At 65.1% G+C, this 21,456-nt stretch carries 19 protein-coding genes; 15 read left to right on the plus strand and 4 right to left on the minus strand.

From position 1 onward, the window contains the following. Positions 1 to 63 precede the first annotated feature (63 nt). Both DEO45_RS13170 and DEO45_RS13175 read right to left on the minus strand, forming a co-directional pair. On the minus strand, positions 64 to 1,521 hold the full coding sequence (locus DEO45_RS13170; RefSeq protein ID WP_114344465.1) for an NAD(P)(+) transhydrogenase (Re/Si-specific) subunit beta: 1,458 nt from the start codon (positions 1,519 to 1,521) through the stop codon (positions 64 to 66). Beyond that, complete coding sequence (locus DEO45_RS13175; protein ID WP_114344467.1) at positions 1,521 to 1,826, minus strand: NAD(P) transhydrogenase subunit alpha; 306 nt, start codon at positions 1,824 to 1,826, stop codon at positions 1,521 to 1,523. Before DEO45_RS13175 ends, DEO45_RS13170 begins: the two co-directional genes overlap by 1 nt. A 150-nt stretch (positions 1,827 to 1,976) precedes the next feature. Here DEO45_RS13175 and DEO45_RS13180 point away from each other — a divergent pair, with 150 nt between their 5' ends. The 3 genes from DEO45_RS13180 to DEO45_RS13190 are packed head-to-tail and all read left to right on the plus strand — an operon-like array spanning position 1,977 to position 3,499. Next, positions 1,977 to 2,561, plus strand: a complete 585-nt coding sequence (locus tag DEO45_RS13180) for an RNA polymerase sigma factor (protein WP_114344469.1) — start codon at positions 1,977 to 1,979, stop codon at positions 2,559 to 2,561. After that, positions 2,558 to 2,947, plus strand: a complete 390-nt coding sequence (locus tag DEO45_RS13185) for a DUF3619 family protein (RefSeq protein ID WP_114344471.1) — start codon at positions 2,558 to 2,560, stop codon at positions 2,945 to 2,947. Before DEO45_RS13180 ends, DEO45_RS13185 begins: the two co-directional genes overlap by 4 nt. Positions 2,948 to 2,950: 3 nt before the next feature. Further along, positions 2,951 to 3,499 carry a DUF3106 domain-containing protein gene (locus DEO45_RS13190; RefSeq protein WP_114344473.1) on the plus strand — a complete coding sequence of 183 codons (549 nt, stop codon included), beginning with the start codon at positions 2,951 to 2,953 and terminating at the stop codon, positions 3,497 to 3,499. 110 nt (positions 3,500 to 3,609) lie between these two features. On the opposite strand, the gene DEO45_RS13195 is transcribed toward DEO45_RS13190, so the two are convergent. Beyond that, positions 3,610 to 4,710, minus strand: coding sequence for an NAD(P) transhydrogenase subunit alpha (locus tag DEO45_RS13195; protein WP_114344475.1), 1,101 nt, complete (start codon positions 4,708 to 4,710; stop codon positions 3,610 to 3,612). 122 nt (positions 4,711 to 4,832) lie between these two features. On the opposite strand from DEO45_RS13195, the gene cdd reads away from it, so the two are divergent. The 3 genes from cdd to DEO45_RS13210 all read left to right on the plus strand — a co-directional run bounded on the left by cdd (position 4,833) and on the right by DEO45_RS13210 (position 6,782). After that, the gene (gene cdd / locus DEO45_RS13200; RefSeq protein ID WP_114344477.1) at positions 4,833 to 5,249 is read left to right on the plus strand and encodes a cytidine deaminase; all 417 of its coding nucleotides are present in this window, start codon (positions 4,833 to 4,835) and stop codon (positions 5,247 to 5,249) included. 61 nt (positions 5,250 to 5,310) lie between these two features. After that, positions 5,311 to 5,880, plus strand: coding sequence for a nitroreductase family protein (locus DEO45_RS13205; RefSeq protein WP_114344479.1), 570 nt, complete (start codon positions 5,311 to 5,313; stop codon positions 5,878 to 5,880). After that, entirely contained in the window at positions 5,877 to 6,782 is a 906-nt protein-coding gene (locus DEO45_RS13210) for a 5'-3' exonuclease (RefSeq protein ID WP_114344481.1), read from the plus strand. The genes DEO45_RS13205 and DEO45_RS13210 overlap by 4 nt, the downstream gene beginning before the upstream one ends. A 385-nt stretch (positions 6,783 to 7,167) precedes the next feature. On the opposite strand, the gene DEO45_RS13215 is transcribed toward DEO45_RS13210, so the two are convergent. Beyond that, positions 7,168 to 9,297 carry an alpha/beta hydrolase family protein gene (locus DEO45_RS13215; protein ID WP_114344483.1) on the minus strand — a complete coding sequence of 710 codons (2,130 nt, stop codon included), beginning with the start codon at positions 9,295 to 9,297 and terminating at the stop codon, positions 7,168 to 7,170. A gap of 199 nt (positions 9,298 to 9,496) precedes the next feature. Between DEO45_RS13215 and DEO45_RS13220 the strand changes: the two genes are divergently transcribed. The 9 genes from DEO45_RS13220 (at position 9,497) to DEO45_RS13260 (ending at position 21,447) form a co-directional block, all read left to right on the plus strand. Further along, on the plus strand, positions 9,497 to 11,500 hold the full coding sequence (locus DEO45_RS13220; protein ID WP_114344485.1) for an acyltransferase family protein: 2,004 nt from the start codon (positions 9,497 to 9,499) through the stop codon (positions 11,498 to 11,500). A gap of 209 nt (positions 11,501 to 11,709) precedes the next feature. Then, positions 11,710 to 12,153 (plus strand): pilin, encoded by a 444-nt coding sequence (locus DEO45_RS13225; protein ID WP_114344826.1) that lies wholly within the window; start codon positions 11,710 to 11,712, stop codon positions 12,151 to 12,153. Positions 12,154 to 12,507: 354 nt separating this feature from the next. Further along, on the plus strand, positions 12,508 to 12,948 hold the full coding sequence (locus DEO45_RS13230; RefSeq protein ID WP_114344487.1) for a pilin: 441 nt from the start codon (positions 12,508 to 12,510) through the stop codon (positions 12,946 to 12,948). 144 nt (positions 12,949 to 13,092) lie between these two features. Further along, positions 13,093 to 15,027: a tetratricopeptide repeat protein gene (locus tag DEO45_RS13235; protein WP_223250868.1), complete on the plus strand. Its 1,935-nt coding sequence runs from the start codon at positions 13,093 to 13,095 to the stop codon at positions 15,025 to 15,027. Next, the gene (locus DEO45_RS13240) at positions 15,027 to 17,027 is read left to right on the plus strand and encodes a hypothetical protein (RefSeq protein ID WP_114344491.1); all 2,001 of its coding nucleotides are present in this window, start codon (positions 15,027 to 15,029) and stop codon (positions 17,025 to 17,027) included. The genes DEO45_RS13235 and DEO45_RS13240 overlap by 1 nt, the downstream gene beginning before the upstream one ends. Before the next feature lie 64 nt (positions 17,028 to 17,091). Then, entirely contained in the window at positions 17,092 to 18,216 is a 1,125-nt protein-coding gene (gmd, locus tag DEO45_RS13245) for a GDP-mannose 4,6-dehydratase (RefSeq protein WP_114344494.1), read from the plus strand. Continuing rightward, positions 18,213 to 19,175: a GDP-L-fucose synthase family protein gene (locus DEO45_RS13250; protein WP_428992448.1), complete on the plus strand. Its 963-nt coding sequence runs from the start codon at positions 18,213 to 18,215 to the stop codon at positions 19,173 to 19,175. The genes gmd and DEO45_RS13250 overlap by 4 nt, the downstream gene beginning before the upstream one ends. After that, positions 19,172 to 20,083, plus strand: coding sequence for a hypothetical protein (locus DEO45_RS13255; RefSeq protein ID WP_114344496.1), 912 nt, complete (start codon positions 19,172 to 19,174; stop codon positions 20,081 to 20,083). The genes DEO45_RS13250 and DEO45_RS13255 overlap by 4 nt, the downstream gene beginning before the upstream one ends. Continuing rightward, a complete protein-coding gene (locus tag DEO45_RS13260) occupies positions 20,083 to 21,447 on the plus strand; it encodes a lipopolysaccharide biosynthesis protein (protein WP_114344498.1) in 1,365 nt (454 codons plus the stop codon). The genes DEO45_RS13255 and DEO45_RS13260 overlap by 1 nt, the downstream gene beginning before the upstream one ends. Positions 21,448 to 21,456: the final 9 nt, after the last annotated feature.

Raw genomic sequence — 21,456 nt, forward strand, 5'->3', positions numbered from 1 at the left:
CCGGCGGGCCGTGCCCGCCCTACACAGCCATTCCGCGGGAAGCTCAGGTGCGCCGCGCCTGCTTCAGGCGTCGATTTCCTTCAGCGACGCCACCAGCTCACCCACCGCCGCCTGGCCGTCGCCGTACAGCATGCGCGTGTTGTCGGCGTAGAACAGCGCGTTCTCGATGCCGGCAAAGCCGGTGCCCTTGCCGCGCTTGATCACGATCACGTGCTTCGCCGCGCTGACGTCGAGGATCGGCATGCCGTAGATCGGCGAGGCCGGGTCGGTCTTGGCCAGCGGATTGACCACGTCGTTGGCGCCGATCACCAGCGCCACGTCGGTGGCGGGGAATTCGGGATTGATGTCGTCCATGTCGGCGATCAGGTCGTACGGCACGCCGGCCTCGGCCAGCAGCACGTTCATGTGGCCGGGCATGCGGCCGGCCACCGGGTGGATCGCGAACTTCACCTTTACCCCGCGCTTGATCAGCAGCTGGGCGAATTCCCACACCTTGTGCTGCGCCTGCGCCACCGCCAGGCCATAGCCGGGCACGATCACCACGCGCTCGGCGTAGGCCATCATCACCGCCGCGTCGCTGGCGTCGACCGGCTTCTGCGCACCTTCGATCGCCTGCGCCTCGCCGCCGGCGGCACCGAAGCTGCCGAACAGCACGTTGCCGATCGAGCGGTTCATCGCCTTGGCCATCAGCTGGGTCAGCAAGGTGCCAGCCGCGCCGACCACCATGCCGGCGATGATCATCGCCTCGTTGCCCAGCACGAAGCCCTCGAACGACACCGCCAGGCCGGTGAACGCGTTGTACAGCGAGATCACCACCGGCATGTCGGCGCCGCCGATCGGCAAGGTCATCATCAGGCCGAACAGCAGCGCCAGCGCGAAGAACGCCACGATCAGCGCCGCACTGGCATGGCTGGTGGCGAGCAGCACGCCCGCGACCACTGCTGCGGCCAGCAGCAACAGGTTCACCGTACGCTGGCCGGGGAACACGAAACGCTTGTCCATCCAGCCCTGCAGCTTGGCGAAGGCGACCAGCGAACCGGAGAAGCTCACCGCGCCGATCAGCGCGCCCAGCACGCCCAGCGCCAGTTCGGTCGGCGACAGCGCCGGCGGCAGGCCGTTCACCGCCCAGGCTTCCGGCCGCAGCGGCGAGGTATCCGGCACCGCGTGCAGCAGGCCCAGCCCGCGCGCGTAGCCGATCAGCTCGACCGCGCCGATCGCCGCCGCCGCGCCGCCGCCCATGCCGTTGTACAGCGCCACCATCTGCGGCATCGCGGTCATCGCCACGCGGCGGCCGCTCCACCAGGCCGCGGCCACGCCGATCAGCACCGCGGCGATGATCAGCCCGCGGTTGTGCATGTCCGGCAGGAAGAACGTGGCCAGCACCGCCAGCAGCATGCCGAAACCCGCCCAGACGATGCCGCCGCGCGCGGTGCGCGGCGAACTCATGCGTTTCAGGCCGAGGATGAACAGCAGCGCGGCGACGAAATAACAAGCCTTGATCAAGGTGGGCAGCCAGGCCATCACTTGGCTCCCTTGCCAGCGTCCGGCTTGCTGGACTTGAACATTTCCAGCATGCGCTCGGTCACCACGTAGCCGCCGGCGGCATTGCCGGCGCCCAGCAGCACGCCGATGAAGCCGATCGTCATCTCGAATGGCGTCTGCGCATGGCCTAATGCGATCATCGCCCCAACCAGCACGATGCCGTGCACGAAGTTGGAGCCGGACATCAGCGGCGTATGCAGGATCACCGGCACCCGCGCGATGATTTCGTAGCCGGTAAACGCGGCCAGCATGAAGATGTACAGCGCCAGGAAACCGTCGATCATGAGCCCATCCCCCGTGAGAGTCGCCCGCCAGGACGTCGAGTTCGCATCATACGGGCGCCGGTCAACCCGCGCGAGCCTGCCGCGTTGAACGCAAAAGATCCACCGCTGGAGCCCGAGCATGCCCCATCCGACGACGCGGACGACGCCCCCATGAGCAGCATGGCCAGTGCACTCGGCGCGGAACTCCTGGTCCACGTCCGCGAAACGCCCGCCACGCTGGACGCATTCCTGGCACAGGTCGAGCGGCGTGCGTTCCGCGTCGCCGAGCTGCAACTGCGCCAGCGCGAGGACGCCATGGATGCTGTGCAGGACGCGATGCTGCGGCTGGTCAGGCATTACCGCGACAAGCCGGCCACGGAGTGGGCGCCGCTGTTCTGGGGCATCCTGCGCCGGCGCGTGGTCGACCTGCAGCGTCGGCGCAAGGTGCGCTCGATCGTGGTCGGCTGGCTCGGCGGCGGCCGCGACGACCAGGGCGACGAGCTGCCGGCATGGGAGCCCGCCGACCCGGGCCAGGATCCGCTGGGCCGCCTGCATGACGTGCAGGCGTATGCCGACATGGCCGCCGCGGTCCGGCAGTTGCCGCAGCGCCAGCGCGAGGCATTCATGCTGCGCATGCTGGAAGGCCTGGACGTGGCCGAAACCGCCCGCGCCATGGGCTGCTCCGAGGGCAGCGTGAAAACCCATCTGTCACGCGCGATGCACCATCTGCGCGACCAACTGGAGGACTGGCGATGACTTCGCCCGACGAACATTTCGAACAGCGCGCCCGCGAACTCTGGCGCGAAGCCGCCCAGCGCATCGACCCGGCCACCGCCGGGCGCCTGCGCGCGGCCCGGCGGCAGGCGCTGGCGACGGCACACGCACCGGCACATCGCACCGCACGCTGGCTGATCCCGGCCGGTGCCTTCGCCGTGATCGCCCTGGCCACAATGATGGTGTGGCAACCCTTGCCACAGCGCCACGCCGCTCCGGCGAACACGATGGTCAACGCCGCCGAGACGGGCGTCGAGCTGGACAACGAGTTGCCACCGGACGCCGACAAGACCGATCCGAACCTCTACCAGAACCTCGACTTCTACGACTGGCTGGCCGCCAACGACAGCCCGACGGCGGCGCGCTGAGCCATGACCAGGTTCCCGCACATCGTCCTGACCCTGCTGCTGGCCATCTTGCTGAGCGGCACCGCCGCGACGCCACTGCACGCACAGGCGCCGCCCGCCCCGCCACCACAAGGCGACATGCCACCCCCGCCGCCACGTCCATGGAACAGCCTCGACCCGGCCCAGCGCGACGTGCTGGCGCCGCTGCGCGACAGCTGGGACAGCATGCCGCCGCGCAAGCAGGCGCATATGCTGCGCCGTGCCGAGCGGTGGGTCACCCTGCCGCCCGACAGGCGCCAGGAAGTCCGCGAGCACATCGCACGCTGGCAGCAGATGACGCCGGCCGAACGCGAGCAGGCGCGCGAGAACATGCGCAAGTTCCACGAGTTGTCGCCGCGGCAGCGCGAACAGCTGCACGAAACCTTTCGGCGCTTCCAGCAGCTGCCGCCGGAGCAACGCGAGAAGCTGATCCGCGAATGGCACGCACTGCCGCCAGCCGAGCGCCTGCACTGGGACGAGCGCCACCGTCGCGACCGGCCGCCACCGCCGCCACCGCCGCCCGGCCGACCCTGAGCGAAAAAAACGCCCCGCCTCGCGCGGGGCGTTTTTTTCCAAGCCCGTAGATATAAGGGCGGGCATTGCCCGCCGGCATGTGACGACAGGAGCGGCGGGCACTGCCCGCCCTACGTAGCGGAGCGTACTTCGCCGGCGTGGGTGAGGCAGCTCTTCGCCACCAGCTCGTCGTCGAAATCCGGCTTCAATGCGCCGTCGTGCACCAGCAGGTCGAGGAAGTTGAACACGTTGCGCGCGTACATCTCCGATGCGTGCAGCGGCGCGCCGGCCGGCAGGTTCAGCGGCCCCAGGATCACCACGCCGCCATGCTCGATCCGCTCGCCCGGCCGGGTCAGTTCGCAGTTGCCGCCGCTCTCGGCGGCCAGGTCGACGACCAGCGCGCCCGGCTTCATCCCTTCGACCATCGCTGAGCTGAGGATCTTCGGCGCCGGCCGCCCCGGCACCGCAGCAGTGGAGACCACCACGTCGAACGTTTTCAGGTGGTCGGCCAATGCCTGCTGCTGTGCGGCGCGCTCTTCCGCCGACAGCTCGCGCGCATAGCCGCCGCTGCCGGCGGCGCTGACGCCGAGGTCGAGGAACTTCGCGCCCAGCGATTCCACCTGCTCGCGCGTCTCCGGGCGCACGTCGTAGCCCTCCGTCTGTGCGCCGAGCCGGCGCGCGGTGGCGATCGCCTGCAGGCCGGCCACGCCGGCGCCGATCACCAGCACCTTCGACGGCCGGATCGTGCCGGCCGCAGTGGTCAGCATCGGAAAGAACTTCGGCGAGGCCTCGGCGGCGATCAGCATGATGCGATAACCGGCCACCGCCGCCTGCGAGCTCAATACGTCCATCGCCTGCGCGCGGGTGGTGCGCGGCAGCAGCTCCAGCGAGAACGCGGTGAGCTTGCGCGCCGTCAGTGCGGCGATGCGCGCGGCGGCGCCGTACGGGCGCAACTGGCCGACCACCACGCTGCCCTCGCGCAGCCCGGCGAATACCGCATCGTCCGGCGGCAACACGCAGGCCAGCACGTCGGCCTGGGCGAGAACCCCGGGGGCATCGGCAAACTCGGCGTCGGCGTACACGTCGTCGGGGAAACCGGCCGCGCGCCCCGCATCATGTTCCAGCAGCACGCGCAGACCCTTGCCGCGCAGCTTCTTCGCCATCTCGGGCGTGATCGCCACGCGCCGCTCCCCGGCGGCAGTCTCACGCAAAGCGGCTACGGTGATCGGCATGGTCCATCCCCTCTGAGTGGTTCAGGCATCTTAGCGGCACTCGCCGGCTTTGATCCGGCCGCCCGCCAAAGAGTAAGCTGGCCCGCCGGCAGTGGCCGACCGGGGTCACGCCGGAGATCCCGATGCCCGCAACTCCCGAAGCTTTGGACGACCTGCTGGCATTGGCGCGCAGCGCGCGCGAACAGGCCTATGCGCCGTATTCGAAGTTCCTGGTCGGCGCCGCCCTGCTCACCCACGACGGTCGCCGCTTCAGCGGCTGCAACGTGGAAAACTCGTCCTACGGCCTGTGCAACTGCGCCGAGCGCACCACCCTGTTCAGCGCCGTCGCCGCCGGCTGCCGTCCCGGCGACTTCGCCGCCATCGCAGTGATCGCCGACAGCGAGGCGCCGGTCAGCCCCTGCGGCGCCTGCCGCCAGGTGATGGCCGAACTGTGCGACGACGCCATGCCGGTGCTGCTGGCGAACCTGCGCGGCGACACCCAGCAGACCAGTGTGGCCGCCCTGTTGCCCGGCTCGTTCAAGCTGCCGCTGTCGGCCTGACGGTTCGCACGCAACGGCCCCGCCCGCTAGCATGGGCATTCCCCATCGAAAGAACCGGTCCATGCACGCTGCCCTGTCCCTGCTCCAGCAACGCCACTCCGTGCCCTCGCGCCAGCTCGGCGAGCCGGCACCGGACGAGGCCACCCTGCACGAGTTGCTGGAAGCGGCGATCCGCGTGCCCGACCACGGCAAGCTGGTGCCGTTCCGGCTGATCCGCCTCGAGGGCGAAGCGAAGCTGGCATTCGGCGAGCGGCTGGCCGCGATCGCGATCCGCAACCACCCGGAGATGTCCGACGCCAAGCTGGAAAAGGAGCGCACGCGCTACACCTTCGCGCCGCTGGTGATGGCAGTGGTCGCGCGCCTGCACGCCGACAGCAAAGTGCCGGCGATCGAGCAGAAGCTGTGCGCCGGCAACGTCGCCTACAACATCCTGCTCGGCGCGTACGCCCTGGGCTACGGCGCGCAATGGCTGACCGGATGGGCCGCCTACGACCGCGAAGTGGCCGGCATCCTCGATCTGGCGGACAACGAGCACGTGGTCGCCTTCGTCCACCTCGGCACGCCACAGATCGACGTGCCCGACCGCGAGCGTCCGACGCTGGGCGACCTGCTCGCCACATGGACGCCATGAGCACGACGGCAAACGGACGTCCAGCCGTCCATCTTGTTGACGGCAGTCTGTACGTGTTCCGCGCCTGGCATTCGATGCCGGACGAGTTCCACGACGCCGACGGGCACCCGGTCAACGCAGTGCACGGCTACACACGCTTCCTGTGCGAACTGCTGGAACGCGTGCAGCCCGAACACGTCGCCGTGGCCTTCGACGCCTCGTTGACCAGCTCGTTCCGCAACGCGATCTACCCGCCGTACAAGGCCAATCGCGAACTGCCGCCGCCCGACCTGGAGCGGCAGTTCGTGCAGTGCCGCGCGATCACCGAAGCGCTCGGCGTGCATCTGATGCTCGACCACAGTTTCGAGGCCGACGACCTGATCGGCAACACCGTATGGAACCTGCGCGCGCAAGGCTGGCGCAGCGTGATCGTCTCCGCCGACAAGGACTTCGGCCAGCTGCTGGGCGAGCACGACGAACAGTGGGATTACGCCCGCGGCCTGCGCTGGGGCCCGACCGGCGTGCACGAAAAACTCGGCGTGCACCCGCACCAGGTGGCCGACTACCTGGCCCTGTGCGGCGACAGCGTGGACAACATCCCCGGCGTGCCAGGCATCGGTGCCAAGACCGCCGCCGCCCTGCTCACCCACTTCGGCAGCCTCGACACCCTGCTCGACCGCGTCGACGAAGTCGCCTTCCTGCGCCTGCGCGGCGCCGCTGCCTGCGCCGCCAAATTGCGCGAACACGCCGAACAGGCGCGCATGTACCGGCGTCTCACCCGCATCGCGCTGGACGCCCCCGGCGCCAGCATGGTCGAAACGCTGCAACGCCAGCCCCGCCAACCCGACCAGCTCGAAGCCCTGTGCGAACAGCTGCGCCTCGGTGCCTTCACCCGCAGCCGCCTGCGCGCGCTGTTGCGCTGACGCTTTCCCTACCTGGCAGGGCGGGCACCGCCCGCCAACTCTCCTGACCGCAAGATCAAAAGCCGCCCCTCATCTGAAGGGTTCCCTGCAAAGCAGGGGGTCGGGGTAGGGTGCTTTTGATCTTCCTCGCCAGCCCGGAACCACCCTTCGCCCGAAAGAAGCTCGAAAAACGTCGTTTGCCCGTCATTCCCGCGAAAGTGGGAATCCAGCGCCTTGGCCCTTCAATCATTTGAAGACGCTGGATCCCCGCTTTCGCGGGGATGACGATGGCTTTTTGGGAGCATCCCGGAAAAACTTCCTGCAACCATCCGCCTCCCCCTGTTGCACAAAGAGCGAAACAAAAACGGCGCCCCGGAGGCCGCCGTTTTCATCAACACCAACTCGCTCAGTGCGAGGTCGCTTTCGGAGCGTCCTTCGCCGTCCACTGCTTCAGCCACGCGTTCACCGCGTCGTGCCATTGCACGCTGTTGTGCGGCTTCAGCACCCAGTGGTTCTCGTCGGGGAAATGCAGCAATTGGCTGGGGATGCCACGGCGCTGCAGCGCGGTGAACGCACCCAGGCCCTGGGTGTCGGGGATGCGGAAATCCTTCGCCGAATGGATCACCATCATCGGCACGCGCCAATCCTTGACGTGGTTGAGCGGGTTGAATTTCTCGTAGTTCTCCGGGTGCTCGTATTGGGTGCCGCCATTCTCGCGCTCCTCGAACCACAGCTCCTCGGTGTCGTAGTACATGGCGCGGGTGTCGAACACGCCGTCGTGGTCGACGAGGCACTTCCACGGCTGGTTCCACACGCCGGCGATCCAGTAGGTCATGTAGCCGCCATAGCTGGCCCCGAGCGCGCAGGCGCGGTCGCCGTCGAGGAACTTGTACTTGTCCAGCGCAGCCTTCCAACCCAGCTTCAGGTCTTCCAGCGGCTTGCCGCCCCAGTCGCCGGAGATCGAGTCGGTGAACGCCTGACCGTAGCCAGTGGAGCCGTGGAAGTTCACCGTCACCACCGCGAAGCCCTGGCCGGCGTAGGTCTGCGGATTCCAGCGGTAGCTCCAGCCGTTGCTCATCGCGCCCTGCGGGCCGCCATGAATGATGAAGGCGACGGGGTAGGTCTGCCCTGCCTTGTAGTCGACCGGCTTCACCACGTAGCCCTGCACGGTCTCGTTGTTCCAGCCCTTGAAGGTGAAGAACTCGGCATCGCCCACCTTCGCGTTCTTCAGGTCGGCCGCGTTGAAACGGGTGACCTGCTTCAGGCCGCTGCCGTCGACGGCGGCAAGATAGACGTCGGCAGGACGCTTCAGGTCGTCGCGGGTCAGCAGCAACTTGCCGGCAGCCAGCGAGAAGCCACCCACCGTGCCCTCGCCGACCACTTGGCTGACCTTGCCGTTGGCCGCGTCGATCGCGAACAGCGGGTGCTGGCCGTTGTCGTCGGCGGTGGCGTATAGCGTCTTGCCGTCGGCGGAAATCGAGAGGCCGCCTGGCGAGCGATCCCATTGCGGGTCCACCTCGTGACGGGTACCGCTGGCCAGGTCCAGCGCCATGATCGCGAAACGGTCGGCCTCGAAGCCCGGCGTCTTCATCGCCAGGTAGTACAGCGTCTTGCCATCCGGCGACGCCACCGGATAGGCGTCCCACGCCTTGTTGTCGGCGGTGAGGTTCTTCGGCGCCGCCGAACCATCTACCGGCACGCTGTACACATCGAAGTTGGTCGACCACGGCTCGCTGCGACCGGCGATGCGCGCGTCGAAGTACACGGTCTCGCCATCCGGCGCGAAGCTGAATTCACCGTCGTCGCCGAACGGCTTGCTCGGAACGTCACCATCGATGCCGCGGCTCAGCAGCTTCGGCTCGCCCGCCAGCTGGCCCTTGCCGTCGAAGCGGGCCACGAACAGCTGGTTGCGCCGGCCGTCAGCCCAGGTATCCCAATGCCGCACGAACAGCTTGTCGTAGAGCGTGCCGCTCGCCTTGTCCTTCGCGCGCACGTCGATACGCTGCCGGGTGCACGCCAGCGTGGCGCAATCGGTGAACACCTCGTACGAAAGAAGCACCTGCTTGCCGTCCGGCGACAGCTTGTAGCCGCCCAGGTCCAGCACCCCATGACTGACCTGCACCGGCGCGGCATGCAGCGCCAGGTTCAGCCCATCCTTGCCACCCAGATCCACCCGCCACAACTGCGCCACGTCCTTCGCCGGAGCCACGAAATACAGACTGCGCCCATCCGCCGACCAGCGCGCCGAGCCGCCCTTCTCCACCACCTTCACCGGCTGGCCGTTCTTGGCGAGGTCCAGCACATAGACCGCGCTGACGCCCTTGTTCGCCTCGTAGTCGGTGCTGCGCACGCCGAACGCCGCGTAACGCCCGTCCGGCGACAACTGCGGGTCGCTGACCCGATCCATCATCACCAGGTCGCGCACATTGAAGGCATGCGGACCAGCCGGCTTGACGAAGGTGGTATCCACGACATTGCCCGCCAGCGCGGGCGCCGCCACCAACGCGAGCAGCAGCGCGGCAATCAGAGGTTTCATGGGAACTTCCTTGGGTGGTGAAAGCGGTGACGGTAAAGCGCGAAAGCGGTCCCAGGCAAGTTTTCTGTTGCTGCCGGGCATGGTCATCAAAGGCGCCCGCGGTCGTGAATCACCTGCTCGATGAAGGGACGCGGCTCCTGCAAGCGGTTGTGTATCATCGGTGCCTTCGCATCTCGTTGCATATCAGGGGAATGGATTCATGGACAGTCGCGAGTATCGACTCGGCTACCGGGGCGATATCGAAGGCCTGCGGGCCCTCGCCATTCTTCTGGTGGTGGCCGCGCATGCCGGCGTCCCGTGGCTTGCCGGCGGGTTCGTGGGCGTGGACGTGTTCTTCGTCCTGTCCGGCTACCTGATTACCGGCCTGCTGCTGCAGGAAATCGCCAAAACCGGCCGCCTGCAGTTCGCGAACTTCTATGCACGCCGACTCCGTCGGTTGTTGCCTGCCCTGCTGCTCATGTTGTTGTGCACCTGCTTGTTTGCCTTGGTCGCACTCGCTCCCGGTGAACAAGGCAGCCAGGCCGTGGCGGCGGCGACGGCGTCGGTATGGTTCAGCAATATCCATTTCGCTTTCGCCAAACTCGACTATTTCAGCCCTGGCGCCGCCAGCAACCTGTTCCTGCACACCTGGTCGCTGGGTGTCGAGGAACAGTTCTATCTGGTCTGGCCGGCACTGATGCTGCTGGCCTTCGGCGCGTGGCGCAGCACGGGCAATCATGTGCAGCGGCTGAAAGTGACGATGCTCGCGATTGCCGCCATCAGCCTGCTGTGCTGCATCGTGCTGACCCGCACGGCACCGCAGATGGCCTTCTACATGATGCCGTTGCGCGCATGGCAGTTCGCAGCGGGGGCGATGGCATGGCTGTATTTCAACTCAACGAACGACCTTCAGGGTAACAACCAGGCACGGAGCAATCCGTCTCTCATCGCCCGCGGCGCCGGCTGGCTGGGCTTGGGCCTGATTGTCGTTGCAGCAGTGTGGTTCGACGCAAACATGGCCTATCCCGGATGGCGCTCGCTACTGCCTACGCTCGGCGCAGCCATGATCGTTGCCGCCGGCGTGCGCGAACCCGGCAAGGGCATTTCGCGGACCCTGTCGTGGCAGCCCCTGCAAATCGTGGGTCGGGTCTCCTACTCGTGGTATCTCTGGCATTGGCCCGTGCTGTTGTTGGGCGGTGCGCTCATGGGCACCAGTCCCGCCCGGCAGGCCGGACTGGTTGCCCTGTCCTTTCTGCTTGCCATGGGGTCTTACCGCTGGGTGGAATCTCCCATCCGCCATCAGGCGCGGTGGATCGCGCGCCCCGGCGTCGCGGTATTGGCGGCGATGGCGGTCATGCTGGTAGCCAACGTGCTGTGCATCACCTGGTACAACGCCACAACGACCTGGGCAAACAGCCCTGCCCAGCAACGCTACGCACAGGCTCACGTCGATGCACCCGTCATCTACGCCATGCCTTGCGACGACTGGTATCACAGCGATGCCGTTCGCTTCTGTGCGTTCGGGCCAAGCGATGCGAAGCACACGGTAGTGCTGATGGGCGACAGTATCGGCGCCCAATGGTTTCCAGCCGTGGCCGAGGTATTCAACCGGCCGGACTGGCGTCTCCTGGTCCTGACCAAGTCCTCATGCCCGATGGTGGATGAGCCGATGTTCTACCCAAGAATCGGGCGGGACTATGTCGAATGCAGCACCTGGCGCAAGAACGCATCCAGGCAGGTTGCCGGGCTGCGACCGGACATCGTCATCCTGGGGTCCATTCAAACGAGCAACTTCAGTCAAACCCAATGGGTCGAAGGCACGGCACGGCTGCTGAAAGTCATCAGCGGCTCCGTCGACCACATCTACATCCTGCGAGGGACGCCGCACCTGCCCTTCGACGGTCCCAACTGCCTCGCTTCAAAGAACTGGCTGCCGTGGTTGCGCTTCCGTCAAGGCACTTGCCAGGCACCGGCGTTCAGCAAGTCGGACAACGACGTCTACCAATGGCTGCAGGAAGCCGGCAGCCGCTTTGACAATGTCTCCGTGCTCGATCTGAACGGTGCCATCTGCCCGAACGGAATGTGCCATGCGGAGCAAGATGGCATGGTCGTCTTCCGCGACTCGCAACATATGACGGCAACCTTTACCGGATCTCTGGGCAAGGAACTCGGCCAGCGGCTCAACATGGGGAGCGCGTCGGACCCATCAGGGCAGGCGCAGTGAAATTCCGTATCTGTGCCAAGCGCATGACACGCCGCCCGACAAAAACCTGCCCAGGCTGCGCCCGGGCATACAGCACCACTTCGTGACCTCCATCGCATTACCGGCAGCCATCCGGCCCTCCACCACCTTTTTGATACCCGGCGACAAGTTTTTGCGCGCCATTGGTACAAAACGTGCCTGTCCCGGTGCACTCACAGGGGGAGTCCACCATGTTGCGCCAGCGCATTTCCGCCGGTTTCACCTTGATCGAATTGATGATCGTCGTAGCGATCATCGCGATCCTGGCCGCCATTGCCATTCCGGCGTACCAGGACTACCTCATCCGCGCACAGGTCACCGAAGGCATGAGCCTGGCGAGCGGCGCCAAGGCTGCAGTGTGGGACTTTGTCTCCAATACGGGCCGATTTCCCTCCAACAACCAATCCGCCGGCATGTCCACGAACAAGTCGATCACCGGCAGCTACGTATCCAGTGTGGACGTTACGGGGGGAGCCGTGAAGGTGCTCTATCAGGCACCAAAGGCCAACGCCCACATCAGCGGAAACAGCCTCTACCTGCTGCTATCGCCGACCACCCATGCCGGTAGCATTACGTGGTCCTGTACGGCCAGTACGCTGAATCCGCATTATTTGCCCACCTCCTGCCGTAAGTAAGTAAGCGCGGAGCGTAGTCGGCATGACGCAGTAGCACGCCAAGACTGACACTCAACGTCACTTTTGGCCTGGCTGTGACATGCCAGGTCAACACGGCATGCGGGTCACATTTTCCAAGTTCGGACGGTATCAGCGGCACTGCTTGCGACCTTCCGTGACGGCGGGCACAATCCAAGCGCCTACGGATGTGAGGGAATATACCTGCGGCAAACGTGGCATATATGCTGCTTGACTTTGCCGCGAGCTTCCTGGTCGTTCCGGCCATGCAGATGGGGTCCGATCCCGCCTAGGGGGAATAGGGACTGGGGCTCAGGGGGCATCACACGGTTAGCTAACCAAAACAGAGGAACCACCATGAAGAAGATGCAGAAGGGCTTCACCCTGATCGAACTGATGATCGTGGTCGCGATCATTGCTATCCTCGCCGCGATCGCCATCCCGGCCTACCAGGACTATCTGGTTCGCACGCAGGTGTCTGAAGGTGCCGTGTTGACCGATGGCGCCAAGACCGCCGTGGCGGAGTTCTACAGCAACACGGGGCGCATGCCTACCAACAATACGTCCGCTGGTTTGGCAACGGCCGCATCGATCAACGGCAAGTACGTCAACAACGTTCTCGTGGGTACCACCGGCATCATCACCGCGACGTTTGGCAACCAGGCAAATACCGCGATTACTGCGTCTGGTAAAAACACGTTCGTGCTTTCGCCCATCACCCAGACCGGCTCGATCAAGTGGACCTGCAACAGTTCGACGGTCGCACAGAAGTACCTGCCGACTTCGTGCCGCCCGTAATATCCTCGCTGCCATGAATCATCCGAAGGGCCGCCTGTGCGGCCCTTCCTTTTTTCGGAAGGCACGATGCGCCATCATTCCCCAATAATGTTCCTGCTTCTATTGCTATGCATGGGATTGGTTTGGTCTGGCTATTCTCCCGGCTTGCATGGGAGCTTTCTGTTCGACGATTTTGCCAACCTGCCTGCATTGGGGGCGTCCGGCCCAATAGACAACTGGCCAGTATTCTGGCGTTACATCACTTCAGGTACTGCCGATCCCACTGGCCGCCCGCTGACACTGCTGACGTTCCTGCTCGACGCACACGACTGGCCCGCGGATCCATTTCCGTTCAAGCGCACCAACCTGATCCTGCACCTGGTCAACGGGGTGCTGCTCTACGCCTTGCTGGCACGACTGGGCCGCCTGCTGGGCCACGATGATCGGCGCAGCCGGACAGCCGCCCTGCTGGGAACCGCAATCTGGCTGCTGCATCCATTGCTGGTCTCTACCACGCTATACATAGTGCAGCGCGAGGCCATGCTGCCTGCCACCTGCACCATCGTCGGCCTGCTGCTCTGGCTGCATGGCCGCCAGCTGTTGACCCAAGGCAGAACCGCGACAGGCCTGAGCTGGAGCGTGCTGGGCCTGGCAGGGTTCGCCGCGCTGGGGGTGCTGGCCAAGGCCAACGGCGCCCTGCTACCGCTGTTCGCCTTGCTGATCGAGATGATCCTGCTCGCGCCACGGCATACCATACCCGACGGCGCACCGCGACAGGCACATCGTTTCGCGCTGTTTGCATTCGGCATCGTTCCAGCCGTCGCCATCCTCGGTTATCTGTTCCGCACCGGGCTCCTAGGTGTGCTTGACGGCGGCCCGGTGGGCTTTCGCCCCTGGAGTGTCGGCCAGCGCCTGCTTACCGAACCGCGCGTGCTGCTGGACTACCTGCAATTGCTGTGGCTGCCGCGTCCGTTCTCCAGCGGACTGTTCAACGACCAGTACGTCGCCTCGACCTCGTGGCTGCAGCCCGCCACCACCGTGCCCGCCATGCTGGTGGTGTTTGGCCTGATCGGACTGGCCTGCTGGCAGCGCCGTCGACATCCCGCACTGGCGCTGGCAATACTGTTCTACTTCGCCGGCCAGCTGCTGGAATCCACCTCGATCCCGCTGGAGCTCTATTTCGAGCACCGCAACTACCTGCCCGCCTTGCTGATGTTCTGGCCGCTGGGCCTGTGGCTGGCCGATGCGCGCAAGCTGCGCCTGTTCAAGTACGCCCTGATGCTGGCTCTGCCGCTGGGCCTGGCCTGGATGACCCACGCCCGCGCCGAGCTGTGGGGCAACGTGCACAGCCAGGCCCTGCTGTGGGCCAGGATCAATCCCGATTCGGCGCGTGCCCAGACCAATGCCGCGCAGATCGAGATGCAGGCCGGGCAGTCGCAAGCAGCCATCCGGCGCCTGGAAAAACTGATCGCGCACCAGCCGGACCAAGTGCAGCTCACCTTCAATCTGATCGGCGCGCACTGCATGACCGGCGGCATCACGGCCGCCGACCTCGCCGCTGCGCAAGTTGCCATGCAGGGCACGCCGAATACCGGCACCCTGTTCGCCAACTGGTTCGAGCGCATGCTGCCCGTGGCGATTTCCGGAGAATGCCCCGGGTTGACCGCGCAAGGCCTGCAGGAGTTGATCGACACCGGTTTGAAGAATCCGAAACTGTCTGCTGCCGGGCCTCAGCAGGACCTGACCTACCTGCGCGGCAGGATCGCCCTCGCCCGGAAGCAACCGGATGCGGCCCTGGCCGATTTCACCCGTGCACTCGACCTGCAGGTGCGCCCCGGCATGGCCCTGCAGGCCGCAGCAACCCTGGGTGCAGCCGGCTATCCGTCACACGGTCTGCGCCTGCTCGACCGCTACGAGAGAGTCAGCGGGGAGGCTATGAAGCCCGGCTTCGGCATGCCGTGGCTGCACGCCTGGGTGCTTGAGCGGCAGCACTACTGGCCGCATGAGCTGGATCACCTGCGCCGCCAGCTCACGCTCGACGCCATGGCTGGCTCCGGGAATACTTCCAGCCATACCTCCCAACCGGGCGCCCCAGATTGATGGACTTTCTTCGCCGCTCGCCGTGGCGCCTCCTGGCGCTGCTTGCCGCCTTCGCCATCACCCTGGCCGTCTACTGGCCGGGGTTGTCCGGCGGGTTCCTGTTCGACGATTACCCCAACATCGTCGACAACAAGGGGGTACAGCCCCACGATGCCACGCTCCCCTCGCTGGTCGGCGCCGCGCTTTCCTCACCGGCCAGCGATTTCAAGCGCCCGCTGGCTTCGCTGAGCTTCGCCGCCAACTACCTCGCGACCGGGCTCGATCCGTACTGGATGAAGCTGGTCAACCTGCTGCTCCATCTGATGAATGGCTGGCTGGTGTATCTGCTCTCGCTGGCGCTGCTGCGGTCCGATCCCGCCGGCGGGCATAGGCGCGCTTCCCTCGTTGCCGCACTGATCGCCGCCGGCTGGATGCTGCTGCCGATCAACCTCACCGCCGTGCTGTACGTGGTGCAGCGCATGGAAAGCATGGCCAACCTGTTCGTGCTGACAGGGTTGCTCGGCTACGTGGCCGGCCGACGCCGCATGCTCGCCCACCATACGGGGCCTGCAGACAGGGCGGGATGGGGGGGCCTCGTCCTGTGCGCGGCCAGCATCGTGGTGCCGACGGCCCTTGGCATCCTCGCCAAGGAAACCGCGGTGATGCTTCCCCTGTATGCGCTCCTGGTCGAATGGGCGCTGTTCCGTTTCGGCAGGTCGGTGCAGGCACTGCACGACGCAGCACGGTCGCCGCGTGCCGACCTGCGCGTGATCGGCCTGTTCCTGCTGGTGCTCGTCCTGCCCATGGTCGCGGGGCTGGCCTGGTTGCTGCCGGGCCTGCTGAGGCCGGAAGTCTGGGCCACGCGCGACTTCACCATGGGTACCCGCCTGCTCAGCGAGGCACGGATCGTCCTCGACTACATCGCATGGACCCTGCTGCCCACGCCGAGCTCACTGTCGTTCTATCACGACGACTTCCGGGTCTCGTCCGGGCTGCTGGCGCCCTGGAGCACGCTGGCCAGCATCGTCCTGCTCAGCGCGCTGGTCGCGCTGGCGCTGTGGCTGCGTCGGCGCAAGCCGCTGGCGGCGCTCGGCATCGCACTCTTCCTTGGTTGCCAGTTGCTCACCGCCACCATCCTGCCGCTGGAGCTGATCTACGAGCACCGCAACTATTTCGCGAGCTTCGGCCTGCTGCTGGCGATCGTGCCGCTGCTTGCAGTACCACGAGCCTCCCTGCTGCCGTTGCCGCGATATGCATTGCTGGCCGGATTGATGCTCTGCTGGACCACCCTGACGGCACTCACCGCCTCGGCGTGGAGCAGCCCGCTCAGCCTGGCGGAAGACCTCGCCGCGCGCGCGCCGCAGTCGCCGCGCGCCCAGTACGAACTGGGCCGCACCTACATTATCTACTCGCACTACGACCCGGCCTCGCCGTTCACCCGGCTGGCCTACGTGCCGCTGGAAAAAGCGGCCGCACTGCCGAACTCCTCGATCCTTCCGGAGCAGGCGCTGATTTTCATGAATGCGCGCATGAATTTGCCGGCCAAGGACGCATGGTGGGAGAGCATGATCGCCAAGCTCAAGGTTCGTAAACCTGGCGTGCAGGACGAAAGCTCGCTGGGGGCGTTGACACAATGTGCCCACGAGGGACGCTGTGACTTGCCCAGACGACGCATGGTCGAGGCCTTTCTTGCAGCACTGACGCATCCGCACCCCAGTGCCCGGCTGTTGGCCACCTATGGTGATTATGCGTGGAACGTACTGGACGACAGGCAACTCGGTTTGGACATGACTCGCGATGCCATACATGCTGCTCCGCGTGAACCAGCCTACCGCGTCACGCAAATTCGCATGCAACTCGCGCTCGGCAACATCTCCGATGCAATGGCCGAGTACCAGAAGCTGGCCGCAATGAACATCGGCGGCAGTTTGGACGCGGATCTAGTCGTCCTGCGCAAATCCATCGACAGCATGCAGGCGCTGCATACTTGCCACCCCTCCGGGGCGGGTTGCCCCCACTGAACACACGCGATTGCCTGCGCGATACCATCATCAAGCAGCTCAGCCCGACAGGATCCCATACCCCATGCTACAGGTCAGCAGAAAGCGTGCTCTCATTTCCGGCATCACCGGGCAGGATGGGGCCTATCTGGCCGAATTTCTCTTGGCCAAAGGCTACGAGGTGCATGGCATCAAGCGCCGCGCGTCTTCGTTCAATACGGAACGGATTGATCACCTCTACCAGGATCCCCACACACCGGATCGGAGGTTGGTGCTGCACTACGGTGACCTGACCGACTCGACCAACCTGATCCGCATTGTCCAGCAGGTACGCCCCGACGAAATCTATAACCTCGGTGCGCAGAGCCATGTGCAAGTCTCGTTCGAGACCCCCGAATACACGGCCAACGCCGATGCCCTTGGTACGCTGCGCCTGCTGGAAGCCATCCGCATCCTCGGCCTGGAAGGCGGCACGCGCTTTTACCAGGCATCGACCTCAGAGCTCTACGGTCTGGTTGCGGAAACGCCGCAGACAGAACGCACTCCTTTCCATCCACGCTCGCCCTACGGCGTCGCAAAACTGTACGCGTACTGGATTGCGGTCAATTACCGTGAGGCATACGGTCTGTATGCCTGCAATGGCATCCTGTTCAACCACGAATCACCGGTACGCGGCGAGACCTTTGTTACCCGCAAGATCACGCGCGGACTGGCGCGTATTCATCTCGGCCTGCAGGACTGCCTGTACCTGGGTAATCTCGATGCCCGCCGTGACTGGGGGCACGCACGGGATTACGTGGAAGCACAGTGGTTGATGCTGCAACAACCACAGGCCGAGGACTATGTGATTGCCACCGGTGAACAGCACTCCGTGCGTGAATTCGTCAACTGCGCCGCACGCGAACTGGGCATGGCTCTTGAATGGGTCGGCAGCGGCATCGGCGAACAGGCGATCGTTGCCCACGCACCTGCCGGTTCTGCAACGAAAGCCGGTCAACGCATCGTCGCCATCGATCCGCGCTACCATCGCCCGGCCGAGGTGGATACGCTGCTGGGCAACCCGAGCAAGGCGCGCGAAAAGCTCGATTGGATTGCCCGGACCAGCTTCGATGATCTCGTGCGCGAAATGATGGCATCGGATCTATCCCTCACGCGACGTGATGCCTTGATCGAGCAATCCGGTTTTCGGGTCGCGCAGCACCACGAATGAACCCGATGCATACTTCATCCAAGATCTACGTCGCCGGCCATCGCGGCATGGTGGGTTCGGCCATCATCCGCCGGCTAAAGGCCGAAGGCTTCGACAACCTCGTCCTCCGCACCAGGCAGGAGCTCGATCTGATCGACCAGCGCGCCGTCGAGGACTTCTTTGCCGTCGAGCGCCCCGAGTACGTTTTCCTGGCGGCTGCCAGGGTGGGTGGCATCCACGCCAACAACACCTACCCCGCCGAATTCCTGCGCAACAACCTCGCGATCCAGACCAACGTGATCCACAGCGCGTGGAAAAACGGCGCGAAAAAGCTGCTGTTCCTCGGCTCGTCCTGTATCTACCCCCGCGACTGTCGGCAGCCAATCAAAGAGGAATATCTGTTGACCAGCCCGCTGGAGCCGACCAACGAGTGGTACGCGATCGCCAAGATCGCTGGCGTGAAAACCTGCCAAGCCTACCGTCGCCAGTACGCCTTCGACGCGATCTGCGCGATGCCCACGAACCTCTACGGTCCCAACGACAACTTCGACCCGCAAGACTCCCACGTGCTACCTGGCTTGATTCGCCGCTTTCACGAAGCCAAGCTGCGCGGCGACGAAGCGGTCGCGATATGGGGCACCGGTCAGCCACTGCGCGAGTTCATGCACGTGGACGACCTCGCCGACGCGGCGATGCTCCTGATGCGAAGCTACAGCAGAGAGGAAATCGTCAACGTCGGATCAGGTGACGAGGTCAGCATCGCCGAGCTCGCGCGCCTGATCGCCGACGCGGTCGGCTTCCGCGGCAGGCTGGAATTTGATCCCTCGCGGCCGGATGGTACGCCCCGCAAGCGGCTCGACATCTCGCGGCTCGAGGCGATGGGCTGGTCGGCTCGCACCCGCCTTCAACCAGGCATCGCGGGAACTTATGCTGCCTTTCTCGCAGCGCAGCATGATCCTGTCGAAAGGACCGCGCCATGAGCAGCAGCGCGGTTACCGTCCTCTACCGCCGGATTCGCGATTGGGTACAGGGTACCGAAGCGCACGAGCGCACCCGCGAACTGATCGGGACGATGTTGGCTGATCGTTTCGCGGAAAAGCGTCGGATCGCCTCGCTGCACGAGGTGGAATTCCGAGTCCACTCGCAGTTCGGTGACGACGGCATCATCCAGTGGCTGGTGGCCCGGCTGCCGTCACTGCCGAAGCGCTTTGTCGAGTTCGGGGTGGAGGATTACTCCGAATCCAACACGCGCTTCCTGATGGTCCATCGCAACTGGTCCGGCTTCGTTATGGACGGCTCGCCCGCCAACATCGAACGACTGCGCGCACGTCGGTGGTTCTGGCGCTACAACCTGACCGCACAGCCGCGCTTCGTAACCCGTGAGAATGTCGACGCGCTGATCGCCGAATGGGCGGGAAGCGAACCGGTAGGACTCCTGCACATCGACATCGACGGCAACGACTACTGGTTGTGGGACGCGGTGAAGTGCATCTCGCCCGGTATCGTTGTCATGGAATACAACGCCGTTTTCGGCGACGAGCGTGCGATTACAGTTCCTTACTCACCCGACTTCCATCGCTTCGCCGCGCACTATTCAGGCCAGTACGCCGGCGCTTCGCTGGGTGCGCTCGCACACCTAGCCAGGCTCAAGGGATATGCGTTGATTGGAAGCAACAGCGCGGGCAACAATGCCTACTTCGTGCGCCGGGATCTGCTCGGTGACGACATTCTTGAAGTGCCGGTTACGCGCGCCTTCGTACAGCCCAATTACCGTGAGAGCCGCGACCGCTCGAATCGGCTCGACTTCCTCTCTTTCGAGCAGCGCCAAGCCTCGATCCGCGGGATGCCGGTAGTCAACGTCGCAACCGGCCAGAGTGAGCCGTTTTGATGGCAGACGCGGCACCGCAGCGCAAGCTGGTCATCCCGCGACTGCCCTCCCTGATGGGCCATCGCGGGCGCAGCATCGCCAATACCGCTGCATGGTCGCTGGTGGCAAAAATGGCATCGGCGGCGAACCTGTTCGTCGCCGTACCCTTCGTACTCCGCGACCTCGGCCCGATGGAGTTCGGTGCCTGGGTGACGTTGGTATCGCTGGTATATTTTGCCGGCTTTCTGGATTTCGGTTTCGGCAACGGCACCATGAACCTAGTCGCCGCGGCGCACGCGCGCGGCGCATCCGCGGAAGTGGCAATTATTCTGCGTGAAGGCCGGCGCACTTTGGCGAAGGTTTCCGCCTGGCTCGCCCTCGCCGTGCTGGTGGTGCTGCCACTTGTGCCGTGGCATCGCCTGCTCGGCCTGCCTGCGGAGACGGCCGGGCACTCCCGCCTGGCCTCGGCCGCGGTACTTTTCTCGATCGTGGTTGCAGTGCCGCTGAACCTTGCCAACCGCGTACAGCTGGGATTGGGACGTGGGGAACGCGCCTTCCGCTGGCAAGCGGCCGGTCAGCTGTTCGCTCTCGTCTCAGTAGTCGTCCTGGCGCTAGCCGGTGGCTCGCTGCCGGTGCTGACCTTGGCCGCGGTGGGCGCGCCCCTGCTGGCCTCGGCCTGCAATACTATTTCCCTACGGCGCGACCCGGCCCTGCAGGTCCCCGCCAGCCTGCCGAGACAGCTCGACATCGCCAAGAGCATCCATCGTGAAGGCGTCCTGTTCTTCGTGATGCAGCTGGCGGCGGCAATGGCTTTCTCGGCCGATCTGCCGCTGATCTCGGCCCTGCGTGATCCAACGCAAGCGGGCGTCTACGCGATCGTGCAGCGCCTGTTCTCAGTCATCCCACTCAGCCTGAGCCTGGTGTGGGCTCCGCTCTGGCCCGCCTACCGGCACGCGCTAGCGGCCGGACACCATGCGTGGGCCACACGTACGTTGCGGCATTCGATGGTGATAGCGGTATGCATTGCCGGCGTCGTGGGATCACTGATTGTCATCGGTTTCGACTGGATCACCGGTTTCTGGGTGCACCGGGCGCTGGCGGTCGCCACGCCGATGCTGGTCGGCTTCGCCATCTGGAGTGTGCTGGAGGCAGCCGGTACCGCACTGGCGACCTTCCTCAACGCTGCCAGCGTGATGCGTTTTCAGGTGATCACCGCCTCGACCTTCGCTATCTTGTGCTTTGCGTGCAAGGTTTGGACGATCCCGAATCTGGGTGTCGAGTGGCTTCCATGGGTCACCGCAGCGACTTGGAGTATCACGAACGCACTGCCAATCCTGTGGTTTCGCAAACGCATCATGACCGACATCTTTGCGAGAAAGTACTGAATCTGGCGC

It is taken from the genome of Rhodanobacter denitrificans (genome assembly GCF_003335105.1).
GTDB lineage: Bacteria > Pseudomonadota > Gammaproteobacteria > Xanthomonadales > Rhodanobacteraceae > Rhodanobacter > Rhodanobacter denitrificans_A.